Here is a 21,332-nt window from a genome sequence, read left to right on the forward strand (position 1 = left end):
ATGGAAGAACATTTTTTTCAATGTCCGTATTGCTGGGAGCAAATTTCTATGCTTATAGATATGTCCCAAACCCAGCAGACTTATATTGAAGATTGCGAAGTGTGTTGTAATCCTATTCAAATGCACGTCATATCTGATGGCACTTCGGTACAAGAAATTAGCCCATCTAGCATAGAACAATAATCTTTTTTATACAAGCTATTTTCTTAAATGATGCATTTCATCGAAAAAACACTTTGTTTTATCGGTAATATCGAATAAAAATTTATATTTGATGTAGTTAAAACGGTTCCCTCGCCCAAATCGCTCAAATATGAAAACGTTTTACTCACTAATAGTATGCTTACTAATAACTGCATTCTCTCATGCAGATATCTCTGAAAACCAGAAAGATGCCCTTGTAGATTTGTATAATTTTACTAATGGTGATAATTGGAAAAACTCTTGGGATTTATCAAAACCAGTTTCTACCTGGTATGGTATCACAATAGAAAATGAACAAATTACAGAATTAAAATTAGCATTCAATAACCTTAACGGTACCTTACCAGCTAGTATAAATGCGCTAGGTACTCTAAGAATTTTAGATTTATCATTTAATAGTTTGGTAGGGGAATTACCTTCCGAGATTTTTGCACTACATCAATTAGAGACTTTAAAATTATTCTCTAATAATTTTGAAGGAGAATTATCTGAAGACATAGGTAAAATGGAAAACTTAAAAGTTTTAGAACTATATAACAATAGTTTTACGGGTGAGATACCAAGTGCTATTGGGAAATTAAATAAAATTGAAAACTTAGGTTTAAGCAGTAACTTGTTTACGGGTAAACTGCCTTCTGAGATTTCAAATTTAAACAATCTTAAAATCCTTAGTGTTTTTGATAATAAATTATTTGGAACTGTTCCTAGCAACATAGGAGCTTTATCTAATTTAGAAGAGCTAATTCTATCCAATAATAGTTTTTATGGTCAATTACCATCTAGTATAGCTAGATTAGGAAATCTAAATACCTTATTACTTGGTAATAACAATTTTACTGGTAATTATGCTAACCTACAATTAAGAATGCCAAATATTATAACATTTGAAATTGATGTAGATAATACAAAAGGAGAGTTAGTAACTCTTGATGAAGAAGTTGACGACAACTAAAATTTAGCTTTATAAAAATAGAAATAACCTTCAATAAAAATTGAAGGTTATTTTTTGATAGTTCTTTTATAATCTAAAAAAAGTATTATCTTTGACATCCAATATCGCGGGATAGAGCAGTAGGTAGCTCGTCGGGCTCATAACCCGAAGGTCACAGGTTCGAGTCCTGTTCCCGCTACTAAGTAATTTTTGTAGAAACGACAACGGTTTAGTTCATGCTAAACCGTTTTTTTATGCATTCTATTTATGATTTTCTTACTTTAGATTTACAAAATGAACACGATTTGGAACACAAAAAGCTTTATTCTGAACCAAAAATTTATGACGGTAATGGTGATTTGACTAAGCGGTGGTACTTGTATTTCTCTTACGTAAATCCAAAGACAGGAAAAAAAGAACGGTGTAAAAATATCTATGGAAAGACAAATCGCTATAAAACAAAAGCAGAGCGTTATCATATATTAAATATCTATAAAAAACGTCTTTCTAAATTACTTCATGAAGGTTTTAACCCTTATGCTAATAATCAAGAACTTTACGAAAAAAGAAAGGCTAATCAGCAAGCAAAAACAACGAAAAGTAATGTTGTTGTTGAAGGGATAACATCTAATTCAGTATCTATTGATAAGGCAAAAGAACAACTTGAAAAAGAAAAAACGATTCCAGAAGCTTTTGATTTTGCATTGAGTATTAAAAAGAATTTGGTCGGGGCGTCTACACTTTCAGACTATAAGAGCAGATGTAATAAACTGATTGAATACTTAAATACAAATTACCCCGATGTTAAAACCATTAATCAGTTAGAAAAAAAACATGTTATTGCTTTTTTAAATTCAGTTTTGCAAAGCACATCAGCAAGAAATAGAAATAATTACCGCACCTGTCTAAGAAGCATATTTCAGAGTTTAGAAGATAATGAACTTATTTCTGCTAACTTCATTAAACGCATAAAGCTATTACAAGCTAAACCTCAAAAGAACAAAACCTACACAGTCAAAGAGCAAGAAATGATATTTAAATATCTTGAAAGCAATGATAAAGTATTGTTGTTGTTCATTAAGTTTATTTCTTATAATCTTTTACGCCCAATAGAAGTGTGTAGGCTTAAAGTCAAAGACCTAAACCTAGAACAAAATATAGTTCAGTTTCAAGCAAAGAACAAAGCATTTAAGACCAAGATTATTCCTGAGATATTACTATCAGAACTTCCAGACTTATCAAAGCTAGACGCAAATGCACTACTATTTACACCAAACGGATTTGGAAAACAATGGGACGCTACGGAGGTTAATAGAAGAGGGTATTTCACCAGCCGTTTTTAAAAGGTCATTAAGGACGAATTTGGATTTAATGATAACTATGGGCTATATAGCTTTAGACATACCTTTATAACTAAGCTATATAGAGCTTTAGCTAAAGAGAGTTCGCCTTACGCAACTAAAAGTAAGCTTATGCAAATTACAGGTCATGCTACCATGTCTGCTTTAGAAAAATATCTAAGAGATATTGATGCGGAATTACCACAAGATTATTCAGAGTTACTATGAGTTTAAATAAAGACATGCAAGCATTGATTGACAGTATTAGGTTGCCTATCCTTTTCTTCTTGCCAGATGATTTAGTAGAAGATAAGTCTGAGGATATTAAACAACAACTCGAAGACATTGGACTTATAAAACAACTCTTCTTTTTAAATAAAGATAATAAGACTTCAAAGTATAAAGAGGGAATTGATGATTGTGCAATCATGGAAAAGCATAAACTACTAAAGTCAAACATTTTTCAGTTACTAGAATTTCAATCAAAGCTTGATGAAAAGCCTTTTGATTTTTTGATAAATAACTATTTCAAAGAAGTCAAAGCTTGGCTTTGGTCTAGTGAATGGTTATCAAGCAATGTAAAACATCATGTTAATGGCTATTCTAAAAAACAGAAATGAAAGAGAGATTGAACTAGCTTCTAAGATAAATGTATATCAAGACAAAATATCTAATCTTAAAATCAACAACAATAAAACTACTGAGAAGAAAGTGTTGTTGACAGATGTTGTTGCTGATGGCTATTTATTGCAAACAGTATTCAATGTTGAATTGTAATTAATATTTTTACGTAAATTAAACGTTTAATTTACGTAAAATGAAAGATAAGTATCATTATATATGCAATTATTGCTATGAAGAGTTTGTGCCAAAAAGACGAAAAGTGCAAAAATATTGCAGTAATACTTGTCGCTCTAAAGCATGGCAAGAAAACAACAGCAATAAAAGCAGCAATAAAAATTCATTGACTATGCCAGTTTATGATAATACCATATCAAATATTCCAAAACAAGAAGGTAAAGTAAATAAGATGTCTTTTCCTGGTATTGCAAATGCTGCATTAGGAAACGTAGCTGCTGATGCTATAAAATCTATACTTACTCCTGATAATAAAAAGCCAGCAACAAAAGCAGATATAAATGATTTATTAGAAAGACTAGATATACGTTATCATTACATTAAAAATTTACCTCAAGATGATAAGGGGAGATATCCATTCTTTGATTTACAAGAGGGGATGCTAGTTTACATCGTTACTTCTTAGTTCATATTTTTAAGTTTTCGCATAAATTTTATTTATATGATTTTCAACATGTTAAAAAGATTTGCGATATAGGTGTTACAAAGTTCGTTTTAAGGTTGTGCCTAACGGTCTCGGCTATGATTTCGTTGCGGAAAAATCCGCAGGATTCTTTCCGCAGTAGCCGAAAGATAGCAAAAAAGCGTTGAATTCCGATTAGGAATTCAACCGCAATGAATTATAGCCATTGTTAGGCACAGTTATTTATTTGTCATACCACGAGCAAACTAATTCTGATATTTCTTCCACGTCATTTTCATTCACAGAAAGACCATAAGTCGCTATTAATTCACTCGAGATTACTCTTTTTATTTTTTCCAATTCGTAACCATTTTGTAAGTCAAGAATTAGCTTTTCACTTAATTTTTTAAAAGAATCACTTTTGCCAGAAGGCATAATATTGGTCTGATATATGATTTTGCTTAAAGCATTAATATTATGTTGGTCAAGAAGTTTCATTTAATTTTCAAGGTTCAAATCAATTCCGTCTTCTTATTAATAGTTCTGTCGTTGTGTGTTTCCCAAGTGCAATATTCAGTCAGATTTTCATTCAGTCCAATCTGTAAATGGCGATGTCCGCTGTACCAAGTTTCTGGTCTTTCAGATTCGAGCCAATTCCGCAAGAGTGGAAGCCCTATTTCGATTAGAAATTTCTTTATCTGCTTATTATTTTTAATTTCCACAGCTTTTAAGTTTACAGTCCATTTTTCTAACGGTTTTGAGTAGGTTGCAGAAATTACTCTCCAAAAGCCTAAAAGGTCTCTCGATTCTCCTTTCATATATCGTCCATTCCAGCCTGGAACAAAAAGTCCCATTCGGTGTCCTTTTTCCTTATCAAAAGCTATGGATAAGTCATTATAAATTCCGATTCCGCTCAACGATTCCGAGATTTGTTTTGCTCCGACTGAATGAGTCAATCCGCTAATTGGTTTCGATTTGTGACTTGTCGTTATCAATGCTGTTTTCTAATTGTGCCTAACGGACTTGTGTATGAAACGTAGCGTGAAAAAAGACACTAACTTTTCGGATTAACACAGAGCCGAATTTTTATATTTTGTTTTTAATTTATCAATTTTAAAAGCCAAATTAAAAATTTGGCGGACTTTCTAAATATACACAAACCTTTTGGTTAAGCACTTATTAGCTATGTTTTATACACCGTGTTGTATGCAGTTTTATTTTAGCTCTCTCTTTATTAATTCAAAATTTTTTCTATTCTTTTCAAGAATTACATTCTTAAGCATTTTTTCATCACAAGCTCCAAATTTTATAAAGTTTTGTCTTCCTTCTCTTAGTGTCATACGATTTGGTCCGGAATGAATATTAGGTTCATCTATATCAATTCCATCGTCTTCCCAAAAACATATTGGACAAATTAGATAATTCCCTCTTTCAGGTAGACTTATATAATCACAACAAGGACACTGATGTTTGGGTTTTAGACTTTTTGGTTTATACCATTTCCATTTCATTTTTTACTCTCCTAATATTTTTTGGCCATAGTCATATTCCTCTTCGTTTGGAAAAAAAACCATTCAAGTCAGGAAAAATTAACTGTAAATATTTGAATTCCGAATTCTGATAAAATTTAAACGAACTCAATGTGTATTCAGTCAGCTTATGATTTTCTATTTCTATGAAATAAATGGAAAAACGGTCAATTAAATCATCAATTTTTTTATTCAGTGGTATTTCTTTGAATTTAAACCTTTCCACGTAATTAGTAATCAATGTGTTTGTTAGTCCGTTCGGAAGTCCAGAAATGAAAAGTTCAGGAATTCCAAAGTTTTTATAAATTCCAGTAGAGTATCCAAAAGGCGTAAATCCTATTTCTTCCATTACGTAGGTATTATGAAATCCATATTTTTCAATGTTGTCATAAACCATCTTAAAATACTTTTCCCTTTTTTCGTCACTCATTCGTTCGGTTTTTCTCAAATTGCATACAACGGTCTCGGCTATGAGTAGTTACGTGGTTTAGCAGTTAACTTTGCAAGTACACACCAATCTAAAAATCCGCAAGGATTTTCAGAAGTAGGCTAGAACAAGCAATTACTTATAGCCATTGTTGTAACCAGTTATTTTTATTCGTTTTATTTGATTTTCTATTCGTAATTCCGTGTTCTTAAGTTCATTTTGGTCAAGTCCATTGTAAATTGAAAAGAAATTTTCCTCATCAGATTCAGATTCCTTTTTCAAAACGAATTCTATTCCGACAAGAATAAATTCCGATTCTTTGTTCTTTTGATAAAAATCATATGTCAAAATATTGATATCAGTAATTACCTTATTTAGATTTTTACTTAATTCAATTTTCGGATTTTCTTTCCAGGTCAATGGCATTTCATCTCCGCTTCCATACCAATCCAGTTTCTCGGATAGCTCAAACGAGTTTACAGTCATACTAAAATCGTCCAATTGATAAGCGGTAAATTCAAATCTTTGTCCGTCAATTTCAAGGACTACAGGTCCATCAGCTAACCATTCATCTTCATTTAAGTCCCACATTAACCAATAACGCTCAATTTTTTTTCCGATTAGTTCAGTCAGAGTTTTTTCAAACTCATTTTTGAAACTTTTTCCGCTATTGTGAAATTTTGGTTTATATGATGGAATTCCAAGCATTCTGTTCTAATTGGTTACAACGGTCTAATGTATGATTTCGTTGCGTGTTTAAGCACTAAAGCTAGCAAATAAATCACTGATAGAAAGTCCGCGAGGACTTTCGTAAGTAGGCTATAACTAGCAATGAATTATACACATTGTTACCCAACGTTTTTATTTTCCATTATTATTTCAACTGCTTTTACAGCTTCTTTCTGATACTTCGATTTGTTATTCAAAATTTCATTCAGTTCACTTTCGGATTTGGATTGAAATTTCTCAACGAATTTTTCAGTCCGATTTTTTTCTTGAACTTGTTTTAATTCTACAACTTCTTTAGAATCAGATTTGTTAATGTACTGAAACATTCTAAACCTATACTTTGTGTTGTCCACAAATGGTTTCTCGTGTAAAAAGTCCACAAGCAGATTTGATATATAATATCTATCTCCATTTTTAAATTCCAAATCCCAATATGCAAGGTCAGAGTTTATCATTTTCCAACGTCTTGCATTGTCAATCCGATTTTTATAATAAATTCCTAAATGATAAATCGAAGATTTTATTTCTGATATTTTATATTGTTTTGATATTCCGTTTTTTACAATTCCAATGCTACCTAATTCACTATCAATTTCAATTTTAGTATCTCTATTTTGTTTATAATAATCAAGGTAAATAATGAAATTCGGTAGATTGTATATTAAGAAAATTACGGACATTATTTTAACAAACAAAAAGTTCAAAACAAATGGCTCTCCTTTTCTTAGATAATAATAAATTGGTGTTATTATTATAGTTCCAACAACAAAATAGACATTCTCTCTTAAAAGAATTTTCAATAGTTTATTGTTATGTTCGAAAGTTTTTTTCAAATGTTGGGTAACGTGTTTGTATATGGAAAGTTGCGTATTTGCGTGCGAGGATTTTCCAAAGGAAAATCAGACGTAGCAAATGAGCAACGACCTTAGTTTTAGCACAACACCAGCAATTTTTTATATACGGTGTTGGTAAATCGTTTTTTTATTTTATTCAAGGAATTATATAACTCAATCCGTAAAAATAGACAATTCCGAATATTATAATTCCAATATAATTCATTTTCAGTTTTGTTCCTTTTAAGTCAGACCAAATTGTTTTTAATTTCTCTTTTTCGGATGAAACAACTTTGGTATTTGCTAAATAATCTCCGATTCTTCTTTCTGGATTGAAAAATCCAACTATTACTTCTATTGGCCAAGCAATGCAAATTGTAAAATTTCGCACGAAACATTGTAATTCAGTTGCAGGTTTTTCCGTTTTTCGGTCAACGACTTGATAACCCATTATTCGTTTAGCAGGACTTTTGGCATTAAAAAAATCTTTGTTGTAATAGATAAAGATTATCAAAACCCAAACATAGGATATCATTCCATCATTTAATCGAAATCCAGATTTTTCTAGAATTATTCCGAACAGAATTGCAATCGGAATTATCAAAACGCACATTAAAAAATGGTCTAATAACATAGCAGAAATTCTATGAAATCGAGGGCTTCGGTTTGCTATATTTTCAAACATTCCGATAGACAAAAGTCCGCTATTATTTTCTGTGTTTTTCGTCATTCTCAAATGTTTGCCAACGTTCCGGCTATGAAGCGTAGGAACGGTTTGGTTGGTTAGGCCTATGCTTTATAGCCATTGTTGTAGCACGTTTTTTATTTATAATAGTTTTCCAATTCGCTCAATTTCACCCTTCATAGTCGTCTCCGAACTTTTTGCAATTGAATAGCCTTCAGCCACAATTTCAAAGCAGGTATCGTGAAAGAAGAAGATGAAATGTTCATATTTTGAAAATTGTTCGTCTTTATGATATGGATGGACAGAATTCATCTTTATCAAGTCTTTTATCCATTTAGATTCAGATACTTTTTGAATTGAGTAAGGTTGAAGTCCGAGTTCATACAATGGATGTCCGTTAATTGATTCGTCATTTGGATTTCCAAATTTGAATTGAGCAAATCGGTCAAACTTGACGGTTACAATTCCTTCATCATTTTCTGTCCGCATATGAACTGTAGAACCATCCCAATTAGGGTCAACATTGCTCACATAGAAAATCAGATAAATATGATGTTCATTTGATAAAATGGTCGGCATAGGAGCGCCAACGTCAATGTCAAAATCTTCTTTTATCTGTTCAATTTTCATTCTATTAACGAGTTATTATTTTAATATTTTGTCAATTGAGTCTCTATCTACTTTCAGCCTTTCAAGAATAAATTGAGCAAAACGCTTATTTGATTTGTTGTACTTATCAAAATCATCCATTAGTCCAGTAGCGTATAGCCGCTCGTTCACTGTCATTCCACCTAACTCATTTAATTCTGGTTTTTCAAGAGCACTCATAATTTTTTGCTGAAGTTCTCGCCATTCTTGCTGTATTCCAATTCGGGCAATTATATCTGAATCCTTATCGCCATGAATGTCTCTCATTCTGTAATCGGCTTCAGCTGGGTTGTCAGGATTTACAAATTGGTTAATGCTCAGATTGAATAGAGCTTGACCAAATCGCAGTTCAGGGTCTCGATTCAGTGCTTCTTCAATTGCATTTAAGATTATTCTATGCTCTTCAGTCATTCTTTAATGTGCTACAACGGTTTTGGCTATGGTTTCGTTACGGAATGGTACGCGAGTATCATTCCGCCGTAACCATAAATTTAGCAAAAAGGCTTGAAATTCCGATTAGGAATTTCAGCCGTAATGAACTATAGCCGTTGTTGTAAGTTGTTTTTTTTTCTTATTAGAGTTATTCCAACTATCAATCCGACAATTCCCAATAAAATCAGCAATTCAGTTTTAAAAACGGAAATCAATTTCCAAAATTCAGATTTTCCAGTTATTTGTTTTATTTCAGAGATTTTTGGTAATGAAATATGATTAAAAAAATAGTCAGAGTCTGTAATTCCCGTATCATTTTTTGAAATACAATTAAACAAGAACAATTGATTGTTCATTAAATAAACTTCCGATTCATAAAGTCGATTTCCACTGCTGTCAGCCAAGGTCAATTTTTGTCCGATAAGCCCATTCTTATTAATTTCTTTTTTCGAAACAGTTGTATTCGGATAGCTTTTTGAAATGTTGGGAACAGCTTCTTCGTAAAGACTAATTAATTCCTTTTTAGAATTCGGTAGACTTTGTTCATCAATCATCATTTTATTTCCGCTGTAAACTATGTCATTTTTTTCAGCTGATAGTTCGTACATTTTAATTCCGTCCTGTTCAGAATCGAAAAGATTAGCATTTTCAGCTGGCAATTTAAATCGAACGTTTTTGTCTAATTCAAAATCAAACCATTGTCCGTTTTGAGCGAATGATTGAAAAGAAATCAGTATTAAAATCCAATAAATATTTTTCAAATGTGAAGTGTTTTAAAATTACTTACAACGGTCTCGTATAACCGTCAGTTACGGTTTTTAGATTACTATTTTTCGGTTAAGCACAGACTTTAGCAATTCCGAGTGGATTCGCCAGCGGTCGAATCCGCCGTAATTGCGGTTATACATTGTTGTAAAACGTTTTTTAGTCAATTCCTAAATCGTTTGTGAAAGAATGATGTAATTCGATTTCGCTAATTGGCACACCAATTCTATCTTCTGTTATTCCGCAAATAATTCGCTCAACTTCATATTTGCTTGATATTTTTTCAATGTTTATTAGTTTGTCTCTGTTTAAAGATATTGTCCAATCGACCAATTGTCTTAATGTTCCTTTTGAAACAGGTGTTGTACGTTTGATAGTTTTTATTCCCAAAATCTTGACGTGAGAACCTAATTCTGGATTAAAATCCAACGCTACTAAATCAGGTAATTCAAGTCCAACTTCCGTTCTTAATTGACTCCACTTTTCTTTCAATTCCGATTGTGAAAATAACTCCGATATTTTCATATCAGGTCTTATTACCCTTTCGGTTAAAGTCAAATTTTTTAACGCTTTTCTGATTTTATAAAATACTATTTGACTCAAACATTTATCTGTCGGATTTTTTGCAATTCTGCTGAAAACAATATCTGCGAAATCCTGAACTGTATAAATTTTTTCCGCTTCAGAATCATCAATTCGTATTCCAAATTTGTCCTCAATTGATATCACTAATTCTACTGAATCTAATCCCATTGTCGGTTTGGTTTAAATGTTTTACAACGGTCCTGGCTATGAGTAGTTGCGTGGGTAAGTACTTAACTTTGCAAGTACATACCAAGCTGAAAATCCGCGAGGATTTTCAGAAGTAGGCGAGAACAAGCAATTACTTATAGCCATTGTTGGGCATAGTTTTTTATAGGTTATTAATCATATTTATTTTAGTGTCAATTCCATTGAAATAGTCCACATAATCGGTCAAGTCAGCGTCTATCCATTCCAATAATTCATAAATTTCATTTTTAATATTAATTGCTTCTGTAAAATTAATTGCGTTTCCATTAAAGCAAATAGGTTCGTTATGATAAACTCGATTTCTAAATTCTCTAATGTTATTTAGTTTTTGGTTTAAAATATTTCTGTTCACGTGAGTTGGCTTGTTAGGAAAGCAATGAATTACAACACCTCCGATTAGCCTGTAGTGATGAGTGTCAAACAAACTTGTCCAAAAACCAAAAGATTGTTCCGCAATAACTTTTCCAGAGGTTACAATTCCGCCTTTCCGTCTAATAGTTCTTTCGGCTTTATTTACTGAATTTTTTAAAAAGAACCTTGAGCCAGTTAGTGAAGGATGGTTCATAAATCTATTCTTTTCCGCTATTATCCAATTTGGATTTGCAAAATGAGATGAAACTTGGTAGTTGACAATGTTTCTAAAAAATATTTCGAAAAGATTTAAAACAGGATAAAACGATTGAGCAACTCTCAAATTTATTCTGTATAACTTTTGTGCTTTTGATTTTGAGTTTCCAGTAGCGATTAAAAATCGGTCCAATCTTGGTTGTGATAAGTAGTATTCTAATTTTTGATATTCCAATATTCTTTTACTTTTATTTGTCTATTACAAAATAATTCACTTATTTTGTATTGTAATGCTTAATCAAGCCTCTTTCTTTATAGAAACGTAATTAAGTGAAAGATATACAAAACCTCTCAATTTTACGAGAGGTTTTTTCATTTTTATGCGTTCCGTTTAAATTATGCCCAACGGTTCGGCTATGAGTAGTTGCGTGGGTTAGCACTTAACCTTACAAGTACACACCAAGTTGGAAATTCCGCAGGAATTTCCAAAGTAGGCGAGAACAAGCAATTACTTATAGCCATTGTTGTGCATAGTATTTTTTATTTCCTCAATTTCAGATTCAATTTCCGCATAGCTTATAAATTCGTCTTGAGTAGTCGTTTTTTTTACTGTCTTTTTCCAAAATGGATATACCCAAGTTAAGGTTGTTCCATAATTTTTCCAATTCCCACTTTCATCCTCAAACTCATATTCATTTCGATAAGCTAATTTACCTTTATAAAAATCAATTCTCCGTTTCTTACAGGTCAAAAATCTTAAAAATTCGTTAAATCCTTTATTCAAGTCATCAAATTTTGGGTCATAATGTAAGTGACTAATTCCATAACCAACAGTTAATTGTCCGCCTTCATCGAGTTCAATCCAAATTGATGATTCGTTTTCGTTTTCAGAATCCAAAGTCAAATGAGTTCCACTTTCAAATTCAGAAACTCTTTCCGAAAAGTGAGTTTTCAGAAGTTCCTTTATTTTGTTGAATGTTAATTCGTGGTTAGTCATATTTTATATAATCCCAAGGAATTTCTTTTTTGAATATTTCAATACATTCCTCCATTAATTCAAGCGAAATGTTTTCTTTAAAAACTCGTATTGTTCTCGTTTTATCTGTATCGTCTCTGAAAATTTCCGCAATCAATTCGTCATTCCGATAGATTTCAACTCCAATTCCGTCACGCTCATTAACATCACTTGCAATTACAATTCTATCTTTATTTTCTTTCACTTGATTTCGGTTCGGATATTATGCACAACGGTTTTGTGTATGGTTAGTTGCGTGTTTCAGCAACTAATTTAGCAAACATTCACAAGCCAGAGAAAATTCCGAAGGAATTTTCAGAGTAGACTTGAACCAAGCAATTAATTATACACGGTGTTGTACAACGTTTTTTATTCATCTAATAAGTCCAATTTCCAACCAGGATTTGGTCTTTTCTCTTTCCAATCCCAATAAGTTCCGTAAAAGTCATCGTGAAGCATTGAATCCATTTCATTTTCCTCATCAAAGTCAACCAACATAACTTCTTCCCATTCTCCAAATTCTATATTTGGGTCAGTAGTACCATCTACTATATTTAGAAATGAGAAAAACACATCAGCCGTATTACTCGCAAATACTTTTCTTAATGCACTTTTTAAAGTCGGATTGATTTCCAATTTTTCCAATTCTGTTTTTTCGGATTCCGTTAATCCACCATTGGATGGATAATTTATCAATCTATTTATTCTTTTACGTTCAAGGTCATTAACGGTATGACTTGCGTTTTCTTCAATCGATTGATGGATTGAAACTAAAAGTGTCTTTTTATTGTTTTCAGATAATTTCATTCTGGTTTTTCAAATGTTGTATAACGTTTGTTTATTTCCAAAACTCCCAAAACTTTTTCTTTTTTCGAGAATTCCATTTTGCAAATCTTTTGTCCAATATTTCTTTTATCATATCGTAATTTTGTCGACTGTTCTTAACTTCATAAATACTATCTAAACTACTTGCTAAAACCTTTGAGTAATCACCAAAATATTTGTCAGTCGAGTAATAACTTTCGGTAAATTCAATTCCGATTTCATTTAATTCTTGATTCCAAAATTTTCCGTCACAAAAGTCAAACAAAAAGTCTCTACCTGTCATTTCTCCAGATTTTACTTTTTCAATTGCGTTTTTAGATTCGGTTAAATGAAATTCACTGATTAGATTATTGTCAATTATCCAATTCAGATACATTCCAATATGAGTTCCACCATTTTCTTCAGGAAGATTTTCAGGGAAATCATTTCCATAATGCCAATCTGCTCTGTCAATACTTGCCATTAGGTTTTTTTAAATGTTGTACAACGTGTTCGTGTATGGTTTGTTGCGTTTGTACTAAGATAGCAAATAGGAGCGAACCCATTGTTCAGAAGCGACAGAAATTCCGATAGGAATTTCCAAGCAATGAACTATACACGTTGTTGTAAAACGTTTAATCAATTTTTATAAACTTCCCAATAGAAGAAGTTATATATAAATCAATTTTTTTAATGAAATCAAGGGTATCCTTTTTGCAGCCAACAATTTCATAAAACGAACGCATTTCACTTATAACAATAGCCTTTTGAAAATCAGATAATCCAATAGTGTCAACTTTTTTAGTGTTTTCAAAACTGAAACGGTTTTTAATTCCTTTCTTAATCAGAAAAGTATCTATTTCAGGGAAATTCCATATGAGTGTGTCGTTTATTATTTTAAATCCAGATTCTGGTAATTCAGAATAGAGTTGAGTGTAAATAACTTTATAATTTCCATTTTCTAAACCACATTCATTTTTTTTAGTATTTGTGTTATCTAATGATTTCTGATTTTTATCGCAGCTAAATAAAAAACCGAAAATCAATATTAAATAAGTGTAAGTCTTATTTTTCATTTGTATTTAAATCACTGAAATGTTTTACAACGGTTTTGGCTATGGTTTCGTTACGGAATGGTACGCGAGTATCATTCCGCCGTAACCATAAATTTAGCAAAAAGGCTTGAAATTCCGATTAGGAATTTCAGCCGTAATGAACTATAGCCGTTGTTGTACACTTGCGTTTATTTATATTTTTCTGAGTATAAAAATTTGGCACGTGCATTTAATTCGTCCGTCATTTTTATTTGATTCGTTTTATTGTCATTCAAAATCCATGCTTTGTTTCCGATATCGCTACTTTGAAGTACGATTGTATCTCCGATTTCAGTCCAGCCAATTGTCCATTTATTTGCATCTCCAGTTCCAGTATTCAATTCAGTCAGCTTATTATTTTTTTTATCGAATAAGTGAATAAAAACATAAGCATAATTATCCGCATTTTTGTCTGTCCGATTTACAGTCGCTTTAATTTCAAAATTTCCAGTTGGCGACTTTATCAATTCACTTTCATAATTGCTGAAAAAGCAACTTGTAAAAGTCAAAGTCAAAAGTATTAAAGTCAATTTACGTTTCATTTGATAGCTTGTGTACAACGGTTTTGTGTATGGCTCGTTGCGTGCAAATTAGCGATTATTTTCGGTTGAGACACAAGCCAGATTTTTAAATTTTACTATCTATCTTTTTTCTTGGAAATCGTCAAATTTAAAAATTTAGCGACTTTCCAAACACGCCATAACTTCGATTTAAGCAACTGAACAGCAATGAGCTATACACGGTGTTGGCAAACGTATTTTATTCTTAATAGACTATTTCTGTTATTATTAATCGTTTTATAAAATAGTCATTCAAATCCACTTTTGTTTCGAGCATTCGGTCAGCAATAAGTCTTGGGTCAATCGTTCCAGCTGCTTCTCGTATATCGAGATAATTAATTAGAAAATTCGATTTGTTTGATATTGAATTTAATGCTCTCGAATAGCTACCAACATAATTTATATCAATCCAATTTTTTCGAGATTCTATTATTGAATCTTCATCGATTGGTTCTCTATAGTTAAATGAAGATTCAGACGTACTGTATCCAAATGCTCCATCTGGCATTAAATATTTTCGTTTAATCTTTAACATTGGAACATCGCTAAAACTCAAAGTCAGTTTTTCAGGGTCACGTTCAATCCAAATTGAATCAGGTACGCTGTAAATCTCTAATCTCAAACTACTTTGTTCAAGATACTCACGACTACTTTCCGATATTTTTTTCCAGTATTCGGTTTGTCCATTTGATAATTCAGTCAAAAATTGTTTGTAGGCTTTTTTTGTTTCTAAATTCGGATATTGTCTTTTTAGAAAGTCTGATTCGAAGTCGTTTACAAGATAAGTCAGAGTTTCACTGTTTTCTTTTCCCAAAACTTTTTCAAATTCCGCTATCTCTTTTTCGTTTGAACAACTAAAAGTCAAAAGTAAAATTATGAATAGATTGATGAATTTCATTGTTCAGTGATATGTTTGCCAACGGTCTCGGCTATGATTTCGTTGCGGAAAAATCCGCAGGATTCTTTCCGCCGTAGCCGAAAGATAGATAAATTGCGTTGAATTCCGAATAGGAATTCAGCCGCAATGAATTATAGCCATTGTTACCTACAGTATTTTTAATTCAGATTCGTGTATATTAAATCCAAGAATAATTTCCGATACATTACTTTTTGAAATTTATCTTCTGGAATTTTATTCAGAGCTTCAATTAAATATTCGCTATCAGTATTTAAATTTCCGTAAGCCTCAAATTTGTTATAAGCTAATCCAAATTCAAATTGCCAACTTGACTTGTCTAAAATTTTTATTTGTTCAAATAAATATCCATAGCAAGATAAATGGGAATTAATCGGAAATAACAAATATGGGTCAAACTCTAAATCCGATTTAAATTTCTCAAAAAAGTCCGGTTTTATTTCTTTCCGATTTACTTTTTTTAATAATTCCGAATATCCATTTTTACTTATTTCAGTCAGATATTTTTCTTGAATTAGCGAATTTTCTAATAAACTATGAATATTCTGTTTGTAAATCAGTTTACCGTCAATCGGTCCAACTTCTGTTACGAGTCGATTATATTTGATTTCAGAACATAATTCAAATTTTTCATCCGCAATTAAGTCAGTCGCATTTTTAGTAGAACCACAAGCTGTGATTAAAGTCAGAATTATTATTTGAAGTAGTTTTTTCAATATTGTAGGTAACGGTCTTGTGTATGGCTCGTTGCGGAAAATCAGCTATGATTTTCCGCCGTGACCGAAAGATAGCAAATTGCAATGAATTCCGATTAGGAATTCAGCCGTAATGAGCTATACACGTTGTTGTCAGCAGTTTTTATTCAAATAATTTTTCGATGTAGGTCAGTTTCTCGCCAGTAATGATTTCGAAATACAGAGAAATTAGCATAAATCCAACTGAAGTTGGGTTAATTGCATAAAGCTGTGTTGAATTCAGCATTTTGAAAAATTTGTCTTGATGTTTTAAGTTCTTTTTAGTTATCTCGTCAATATATGCTTGTTCATCCTTTCTTGACTTTAAATCCGGATATAATTTAGGATTTCGATTTTTTATTATTTGTGAAAGACTTGGTGAGCCAAATCCGCTTTCCATTGTCGTGCAATTAGAATAATTTAAATGTTGTAAATCAATTAAGCTATACTCATAACTCATAAAAGGCTCAATATATTCTTCAATATATTTATTAAAATCTTTCCAGTTTTTGAATTCAAATATTCTGAAATATGTGAAGAATAAATAACTAAACGTTAGTATTTTTAATTGATTAGTTGATATTTTCTCTATTGTAGAAATACTCTCGTTAACAATAATTCTCTTTGTGTCATTTTCATTGCATCCAATTCTTTTTGCTAATAAATTTGCAAGAAATTGATGTAATTCATCACTACTATTTCTTGCGCCAATTTCAATGGACTTGTATAGATTATAATGAAAGTCAGGGTCTTGCAATACAGAATCATTAAACGATTCCAATTCGTTTACTTTTTCTACAAATCGTTTACTTAATTTCTCGACATTCTTTCTTGCCTCTTCTTGTGCAATTTCTTGAAAGCGTGGAAAGTTTTTTTCGAAAAGGTCAGAAAATAATTCTTTTGATTCAGTATAAGAAAGTCCAATAGTAACATTCTTTGATTCCTGAATATTAATTGAGTCATTTCCGCTTTTTTGGCTTGATTTTTTTATCATTTTTTTCAACCGTTATGTTTTTACTTGATTGAATATTAATTGAATTATTTCCACTTTTTTGCGAGTTTTTTGTTGGTTCGTTTTGTCGTAATTGGAAATACGCTATTATTAACCCAATTATAGTAAGAATGCTCCCAATTATCCATTTCCAATTATTTTCTAAAAACTCTGTCATAGTGTTGGGTTTAAATTGCTGGCAACGGTTTTGTGTATGGCTCGTTGCGGGAAATCAGTTATGATTTTCCGCCGTAACCGAAAGATAGCAAATTGCAATGAATTCCGATTAGGAATTCAGTCGCAATGAGCTATACACGGTGTTGTGCATAGTGTTTTTTTATTCAGTTCGTTTGTAATTCATTCCAGTTTTTATTCCGCTTATTGTTAGCAGAATTATTAAAATTAGTTGGATGATTAATAAGATGTAATAAGCATTATTCCATCCATTTCCAGCATTTTCCACAATTCCGCCACTCAAAGGTGGATATTCAGTAGAGTCAGGAATTTCTCGTATAGAATTTACCAACGAAATCAGAAATGTGAAAATCAAAATCAGAGTTATGTCCGAAATCATAAAAATCAGATTTGCTGTCAGGTTTTTAAAATTCCGCCTCAACATTCGGATTAGGTAAACACCAAAGAAAATAAGCGTTACAATCAGAACAATCAGATGAATATTCGCAATGACATAATAAGTATCGTGAACATTGATGTCAGTTACTGAATCAGATTTAAGTCCACTTATTCCGAAAATCCAGAGTATTAAAATCAGTACGAAACTTGTTGTTCCAATTAGCCAAAATGTTTCTTTTTTCTTCAAATTTTTAATTCAGATTACGGTTTTGGGACATTATGCACAACGGTCTCGGCTATGAGTAGTTGCGTGGTTTAGTACTAAACTTTGCAAGTACACACCAAGCTGAAAATCCGCAAGGATTTTCAGAAGTAGGTGAGAACAAGCAATTATTTATAGCCATTGTTGTGCAACGTTTTTTATATTAATAAACTTCGTTCAAATTTATCTAAATTCGGCTTTAGAGATTTCAACGATTTCTTTCCTAAATCAATAATTTTCAACCAGTTTTTATCATTTAAAACTGCTCGATTGTCATAGTCATCATTATTTGGTGATTCGTATTCGGAAAGTAATTTGTGCCAATCCGAAATAATCTCGTATTCGGGTTTTGTTACCAATTCAGACTCGATATGCTTTTCATATCCATCTGATAAATCCAAATCGTCAAAGTAAGAACAGATAAATTCTATGAATGAATAATATGGATTCGTGTTTTTTGAGTCGAGCCAAGTTCTTTTCTGATATTCTAAATTGGTTAAATCTTTAATCATTAGAATCCAATTCCTTCTCCACGTTTCTTTGTCCATTTTTATATTCTCAATCTCAATATTTTTAGGGACTTTTTTTCTTGGAAGAAATCCCCAAAGTTTGTTGTCAGGTGTTTTACTTTTATATCTGAATTTTATGTAAGGTCTTGCTCCATCTGTTGGTGCAAATTCCTCTTTTAAATATCCTCTTTCTTCTCTAGTTAATTCTCTTACGCTACCATCTTCTTCAACGTGAACAAATTCAAAATCCGAATCAGGTTTTATTTCAATGATAAATTCCGTTTCAGATTTTGAGTCAGATTTTTCAATTACACTTTCCTTTTGATTACTATTCAATCCTTCTGTTGTTTTCTTAAAAAATCCGAATAGTTTCATTTTTGGTCAAATGTTGCACAACGGTCACGTATATGGCTCGTAGCGTGTAAAAAGGTATGGTCTTTTCGGTTTAGCCGTGAGCCAAATTTTTGATTTCTATGTTTATCTTTCTCTTATAAATATAGCCAAATTAAAAATTTGGCGGTCATAGCAAATAAACTCGAACCTTTGATTAAGCACTTTCCAGCTATGAGCTATATACATTGTTAGCACCAGTATTTTTTTTCGTTTTCATTCGATAGACTAAATATAAAAATACAACCAAAATTATCGTAAACTTAAAAATCAGTCCCAACAAGTTATCTTCGTTTATAAAGTAGTCCGATGATGTTGTTAATAAAGTTAAGGTCTGAGAATAAATCACAATTCCGATACAGACCAATGAAAATATTAATTGATTTTTAAAATTCACTCCAATAACTATTGCAAAGCAAACCAGAAATAAAGTCAGAAAACTATTTAAATATCTAGTGTTTTTTGTCCAATTAGATTTTTTAAATTGCTTTTTCAAGAGCGTATTCTTTCTTATTTCGTTTTTTAATTGAAATAAATCTCTGCGATTAAATTCTGTTGTCAACTCGTTTTTTGAGATTCCATATTCGTTAAGTTCCGTTTTAGAAAAATCACTTTGAATTATGCTATCAGGAATTTTTTTAAACAAGTCAGAGATAATTTTCTTTTGAGACTTATTTTTAGTTTCTAAAGAGTCAGAATATTGGTTTATATGTCCAATACTCATCATATCAACATTTGTTTTTTTGTATTCGGTAGCTTTTTCAATTCTTTCTTGTGACGTAAATGGTTCTTTTCTTGCGTTTTCATATCTATCCAAGAATGATTTCATTCGAATTTTTGGCACTACACTATTAGATAGTAAGAATATAAGTCCGCCAAAGATTAGTGATATGATAAGTCCGAATTGGAAAAATTTTGAGAAAGGAATTTTCTCTTTTATTAATTCCGCTGTAACTAAGATTAAGGCAATGAAAACACCAAAATTAATTACTGCGGGTATTTGACTAAAACTAAAAAGCATTCCATTCGTTAGGTCAAATCCAAATTCGCTAAAATATAAGCTGATTGTCTCAACAACTAAAAACGAGTAGTAAACTAAACCACTTATTATAAAATAGGATATAAATTTTCGCAGGATTTTTATCATATTGGTGCTAACGGTTTTGTGTATGATTAGTTGCGTGTTTAAGCAACTAATTTAGCAAATACAAACCGAATAGAAAATCCGCGAGGATTTTCGTAAGCAAGCTCGAAATAGCCATTAATTATACACGTTGTTGTGTAGAGTTTTTATTCCTTACCTATATTTTTAATTGCATCTGAAATAAATTCATTTGGTAAATAATGTCCAGATTCATAGAATTTCAATGATTTATCCTCTATGATTATTTTGTCAAAAAAATCTTGAGCTTCTTCTTTAGTGTACCAACCATCTTTTGTTCCCATAAGTAAACTAATAGGTGCTTTTTGCATTATTGCATAGTTTTTCGGTGATATTACTTCCATATTTTTTGCGTTATCATCATTCATCCCTATCCTTTTAGAAGCTTTTTGTCCATCCAAGGGTGCTACACAAACAACTACTCGATTTAATCTGTCATCAACTGAATTTAAAAGTATAGTTACCATTCCGCCCATACTATATCCAATAACATCAAAAGTAGTTGATGTATTATCTGAATTAGACTGTATGTAATCCATTATAATTCTGATATCCTTAACTGTAGTAGCAAATAAATTATGTGTTTTTTGAGAATCTTGTGATGAAAAAAATGTCAAGGGTGAAGCAAAGTTTGCTTCATAACTTCTTTCTCCGTGATATTTTGCATCTGGGATTATTACAGAATATCCTAATGTTAACAATGAGTCTTTGAGTTTTACATATTTTTCTGATAGACTGGTTGTAGGATTAATCCAATTGTCTTTGTTTCCAGTTATACCGTGAAGAAGTATAACATATTTATCCACCATTCCTTCTTTTGGTTTTATCCTGTAAAATGGAATTTTGGAATCGAATCCATCTATTACTATTTTTTCAAAAGTATTACCATTGTCAGCGGTATTATTTTCAACAATTTTATCATTGAATTCTATTTTTGGAAAATAACTTAAATCAGCAGTTATTTCTTGCGCTGAAATAAAAGTACTAATGAGAATTAGGACAAATGATAATAGTAATAATCTAAATTTCCCCATAATTATTATTGATTTTGGTTGGTTTTTCAAATTCTACACAACGTTCTTGTGTATGGCTCGTTGCGGGAAATTCGCGAGAATTTTCCGCCGTAACCGAAAGATAGCAAATTGCAATGAATTCCGATTAGCAATTCAGCCGCAATGA

31 protein-coding genes and 1 tRNA gene are annotated in these 21,332 nt (G+C 31.5%); 7 read left to right on the top strand and 25 right to left on the bottom strand.

The window, feature by feature from the left end:
- The 7 genes from IEV10_RS05840 (at position 1) to IEV10_RS05870 (ending at position 3,739) form a co-directional block, all read left to right on the top strand.
- Entirely contained in the window at positions 1–183 is a 183-nt protein-coding gene (locus tag IEV10_RS05840) for a CPXCG motif-containing cysteine-rich protein (protein WP_188373749.1), read from the top strand.
- 130 nt (positions 184–313) lie between these two features.
- Positions 314–1,156 carry a leucine-rich repeat domain-containing protein gene (locus tag IEV10_RS05845; RefSeq protein WP_188373750.1) on the top strand — a complete coding sequence of 281 codons (843 nt, stop codon included), beginning with the start codon at positions 314–316 and terminating at the stop codon, positions 1,154–1,156.
- Positions 1,157–1,261: 105 nt separating this feature from the next.
- Positions 1,262–1,334, top strand: a tRNA-Met gene (locus tag IEV10_RS05850).
- 55 nt (positions 1,335–1,389) lie between these two features.
- A complete protein-coding gene (locus IEV10_RS05855; RefSeq protein ID WP_188373751.1) occupies positions 1,390–2,478 on the top strand; it encodes a tyrosine-type recombinase/integrase in 1,089 nt (362 codons plus the stop codon).
- 221 nt (positions 2,479–2,699) lie between these two features.
- On the top strand, positions 2,700–3,095 hold the full coding sequence (locus tag IEV10_RS05860; protein WP_188373752.1) for a hypothetical protein: 396 nt from the start codon (positions 2,700–2,702) through the stop codon (positions 3,093–3,095).
- A complete protein-coding gene (locus IEV10_RS05865) occupies positions 3,070–3,252 on the top strand; it encodes a hypothetical protein (protein WP_188373753.1) in 183 nt (60 codons plus the stop codon). The genes IEV10_RS05860 and IEV10_RS05865 overlap by 26 nt, the downstream gene beginning before the upstream one ends.
- Before the next feature lie 40 nt (positions 3,253–3,292).
- Entirely contained in the window at positions 3,293–3,739 is a 447-nt protein-coding gene (locus IEV10_RS05870; RefSeq protein ID WP_188373754.1) for a hypothetical protein, read from the top strand.
- 240 nt (positions 3,740–3,979) lie between these two features.
- On the opposite strand, the gene IEV10_RS05875 is transcribed toward IEV10_RS05870, so the two are convergent.
- The 25 genes from IEV10_RS05875 to IEV10_RS05995 all read right to left on the bottom strand — a co-directional run bounded on the left by IEV10_RS05875 (position 3,980) and on the right by IEV10_RS05995 (position 21,217).
- Positions 3,980–4,234, bottom strand: coding sequence for a hypothetical protein (locus IEV10_RS05875; RefSeq protein WP_188373755.1), 255 nt, complete (start codon positions 4,232–4,234; stop codon positions 3,980–3,982).
- A gap of 14 nt (positions 4,235–4,248) precedes the next feature.
- Positions 4,249–4,692, bottom strand: coding sequence for a hypothetical protein (locus IEV10_RS05880; RefSeq protein ID WP_188373756.1), 444 nt, complete (start codon positions 4,690–4,692; stop codon positions 4,249–4,251).
- Between the two features lie 258 nt (positions 4,693–4,950).
- Positions 4,951–5,247, bottom strand: coding sequence for a CPCC family cysteine-rich protein (locus IEV10_RS05885; protein WP_188373757.1), 297 nt, complete (start codon positions 5,245–5,247; stop codon positions 4,951–4,953).
- Positions 5,248–5,278: 31 nt separating this feature from the next.
- The gene (locus IEV10_RS05890; RefSeq protein WP_229719600.1) at positions 5,279–5,695 is read right to left on the bottom strand and encodes a DUF4262 domain-containing protein; all 417 of its coding nucleotides are present in this window, start codon (positions 5,693–5,695) and stop codon (positions 5,279–5,281) included.
- A gap of 132 nt (positions 5,696–5,827) precedes the next feature.
- On the bottom strand, positions 5,828–6,400 hold the full coding sequence (locus tag IEV10_RS05895; protein ID WP_188373758.1) for a hypothetical protein: 573 nt from the start codon (positions 6,398–6,400) through the stop codon (positions 5,828–5,830).
- A gap of 140 nt (positions 6,401–6,540) precedes the next feature.
- Positions 6,541–7,221, bottom strand: a complete 681-nt coding sequence (locus IEV10_RS05900; protein WP_188373759.1) for a PH domain-containing protein — start codon at positions 7,219–7,221, stop codon at positions 6,541–6,543.
- Positions 7,222–7,411: 190 nt separating this feature from the next.
- Positions 7,412–7,984, bottom strand: a complete 573-nt coding sequence (locus tag IEV10_RS05905; RefSeq protein WP_188373760.1) for an RDD family protein — start codon at positions 7,982–7,984, stop codon at positions 7,412–7,414.
- Positions 7,985–8,080: 96 nt separating this feature from the next.
- Positions 8,081–8,569 (bottom strand): hypothetical protein, encoded by a 489-nt coding sequence (locus IEV10_RS05910; protein ID WP_188373761.1) that lies wholly within the window; start codon positions 8,567–8,569, stop codon positions 8,081–8,083.
- A 15-nt stretch (positions 8,570–8,584) separates the two neighbouring features.
- Positions 8,585–8,998 (bottom strand): hypothetical protein, encoded by a 414-nt coding sequence (locus IEV10_RS14340; RefSeq protein WP_229719603.1) that lies wholly within the window; start codon positions 8,996–8,998, stop codon positions 8,585–8,587.
- Positions 8,999–9,126: 128 nt separating this feature from the next.
- Entirely contained in the window at positions 9,127–9,780 is a 654-nt protein-coding gene (locus IEV10_RS05920; RefSeq protein WP_188373762.1) for a hypothetical protein, read from the bottom strand.
- A gap of 163 nt (positions 9,781–9,943) precedes the next feature.
- Complete coding sequence (locus tag IEV10_RS14450) at positions 9,944–10,537, bottom strand: acyl carrier protein (protein ID WP_188373763.1); 594 nt, start codon at positions 10,535–10,537, stop codon at positions 9,944–9,946.
- Positions 10,538–10,697: 160 nt separating this feature from the next.
- Positions 10,698–11,378: an Abi family protein gene (locus tag IEV10_RS05930; protein WP_188373764.1), complete on the bottom strand. Its 681-nt coding sequence runs from the start codon at positions 11,376–11,378 to the stop codon at positions 10,698–10,700.
- Between the two features lie 273 nt (positions 11,379–11,651).
- Positions 11,652–12,140: a hypothetical protein gene (locus IEV10_RS05935; RefSeq protein WP_188373765.1), complete on the bottom strand. Its 489-nt coding sequence runs from the start codon at positions 12,138–12,140 to the stop codon at positions 11,652–11,654.
- Positions 12,133–12,363 carry a hypothetical protein gene (locus tag IEV10_RS05940; protein WP_188373766.1) on the bottom strand — a complete coding sequence of 77 codons (231 nt, stop codon included), beginning with the start codon at positions 12,361–12,363 and terminating at the stop codon, positions 12,133–12,135. Before IEV10_RS05940 ends, IEV10_RS05935 begins: the two co-directional genes overlap by 8 nt.
- Positions 12,364–12,527: 164 nt before the next feature.
- Positions 12,528–12,965 (bottom strand): hypothetical protein, encoded by a 438-nt coding sequence (locus IEV10_RS05945; protein ID WP_188373767.1) that lies wholly within the window; start codon positions 12,963–12,965, stop codon positions 12,528–12,530.
- 31 nt (positions 12,966–12,996) lie between these two features.
- On the bottom strand, positions 12,997–13,446 hold the full coding sequence (locus tag IEV10_RS05950) for a DUF7832 domain-containing protein (protein ID WP_188373768.1): 450 nt from the start codon (positions 13,444–13,446) through the stop codon (positions 12,997–12,999).
- A 151-nt stretch (positions 13,447–13,597) separates the two neighbouring features.
- Positions 13,598–14,038: a hypothetical protein gene (locus IEV10_RS05955; protein WP_188373769.1), complete on the bottom strand. Its 441-nt coding sequence runs from the start codon at positions 14,036–14,038 to the stop codon at positions 13,598–13,600.
- A gap of 167 nt (positions 14,039–14,205) precedes the next feature.
- Positions 14,206–14,598, bottom strand: a complete 393-nt coding sequence (locus IEV10_RS05960; protein WP_188373770.1) for a hypothetical protein — start codon at positions 14,596–14,598, stop codon at positions 14,206–14,208.
- 223 nt (positions 14,599–14,821) lie between these two features.
- A complete protein-coding gene (locus IEV10_RS05965; RefSeq protein ID WP_188373771.1) occupies positions 14,822–15,514 on the bottom strand; it encodes a hypothetical protein in 693 nt (230 codons plus the stop codon).
- Positions 15,515–15,672: 158 nt separating this feature from the next.
- Positions 15,673–16,248 carry a hypothetical protein gene (locus tag IEV10_RS05970; protein ID WP_188373772.1) on the bottom strand — a complete coding sequence of 192 codons (576 nt, stop codon included), beginning with the start codon at positions 16,246–16,248 and terminating at the stop codon, positions 15,673–15,675.
- Positions 16,249–16,390: 142 nt separating this feature from the next.
- The gene (locus IEV10_RS05975) at positions 16,391–17,260 is read right to left on the bottom strand and encodes an LPO_1073/Vpar_1526 family protein (RefSeq protein ID WP_188373773.1); all 870 of its coding nucleotides are present in this window, start codon (positions 17,258–17,260) and stop codon (positions 16,391–16,393) included.
- Between the two features lie 334 nt (positions 17,261–17,594).
- Positions 17,595–17,831, bottom strand: a complete 237-nt coding sequence (locus IEV10_RS05980; RefSeq protein WP_188373774.1) for a hypothetical protein — start codon at positions 17,829–17,831, stop codon at positions 17,595–17,597.
- Between the two features lie 419 nt (positions 17,832–18,250).
- Positions 18,251–18,976 carry a hypothetical protein gene (locus IEV10_RS05985; RefSeq protein ID WP_188373775.1) on the bottom strand — a complete coding sequence of 242 codons (726 nt, stop codon included), beginning with the start codon at positions 18,974–18,976 and terminating at the stop codon, positions 18,251–18,253.
- A gap of 187 nt (positions 18,977–19,163) precedes the next feature.
- Complete coding sequence (locus tag IEV10_RS05990; protein WP_188373776.1) at positions 19,164–20,138, bottom strand: hypothetical protein; 975 nt, start codon at positions 20,136–20,138, stop codon at positions 19,164–19,166.
- A gap of 143 nt (positions 20,139–20,281) precedes the next feature.
- A complete protein-coding gene (locus IEV10_RS05995) occupies positions 20,282–21,217 on the bottom strand; it encodes an alpha/beta hydrolase family protein (RefSeq protein ID WP_188373777.1) in 936 nt (311 codons plus the stop codon).
- Positions 21,218–21,332: the final 115 nt, after the last annotated feature.

The organism is Winogradskyella haliclonae (assembly GCF_014635865.1).
In the GTDB taxonomy this organism is placed as follows: domain Bacteria; phylum Bacteroidota; class Bacteroidia; order Flavobacteriales; family Flavobacteriaceae; genus Winogradskyella; species Winogradskyella haliclonae.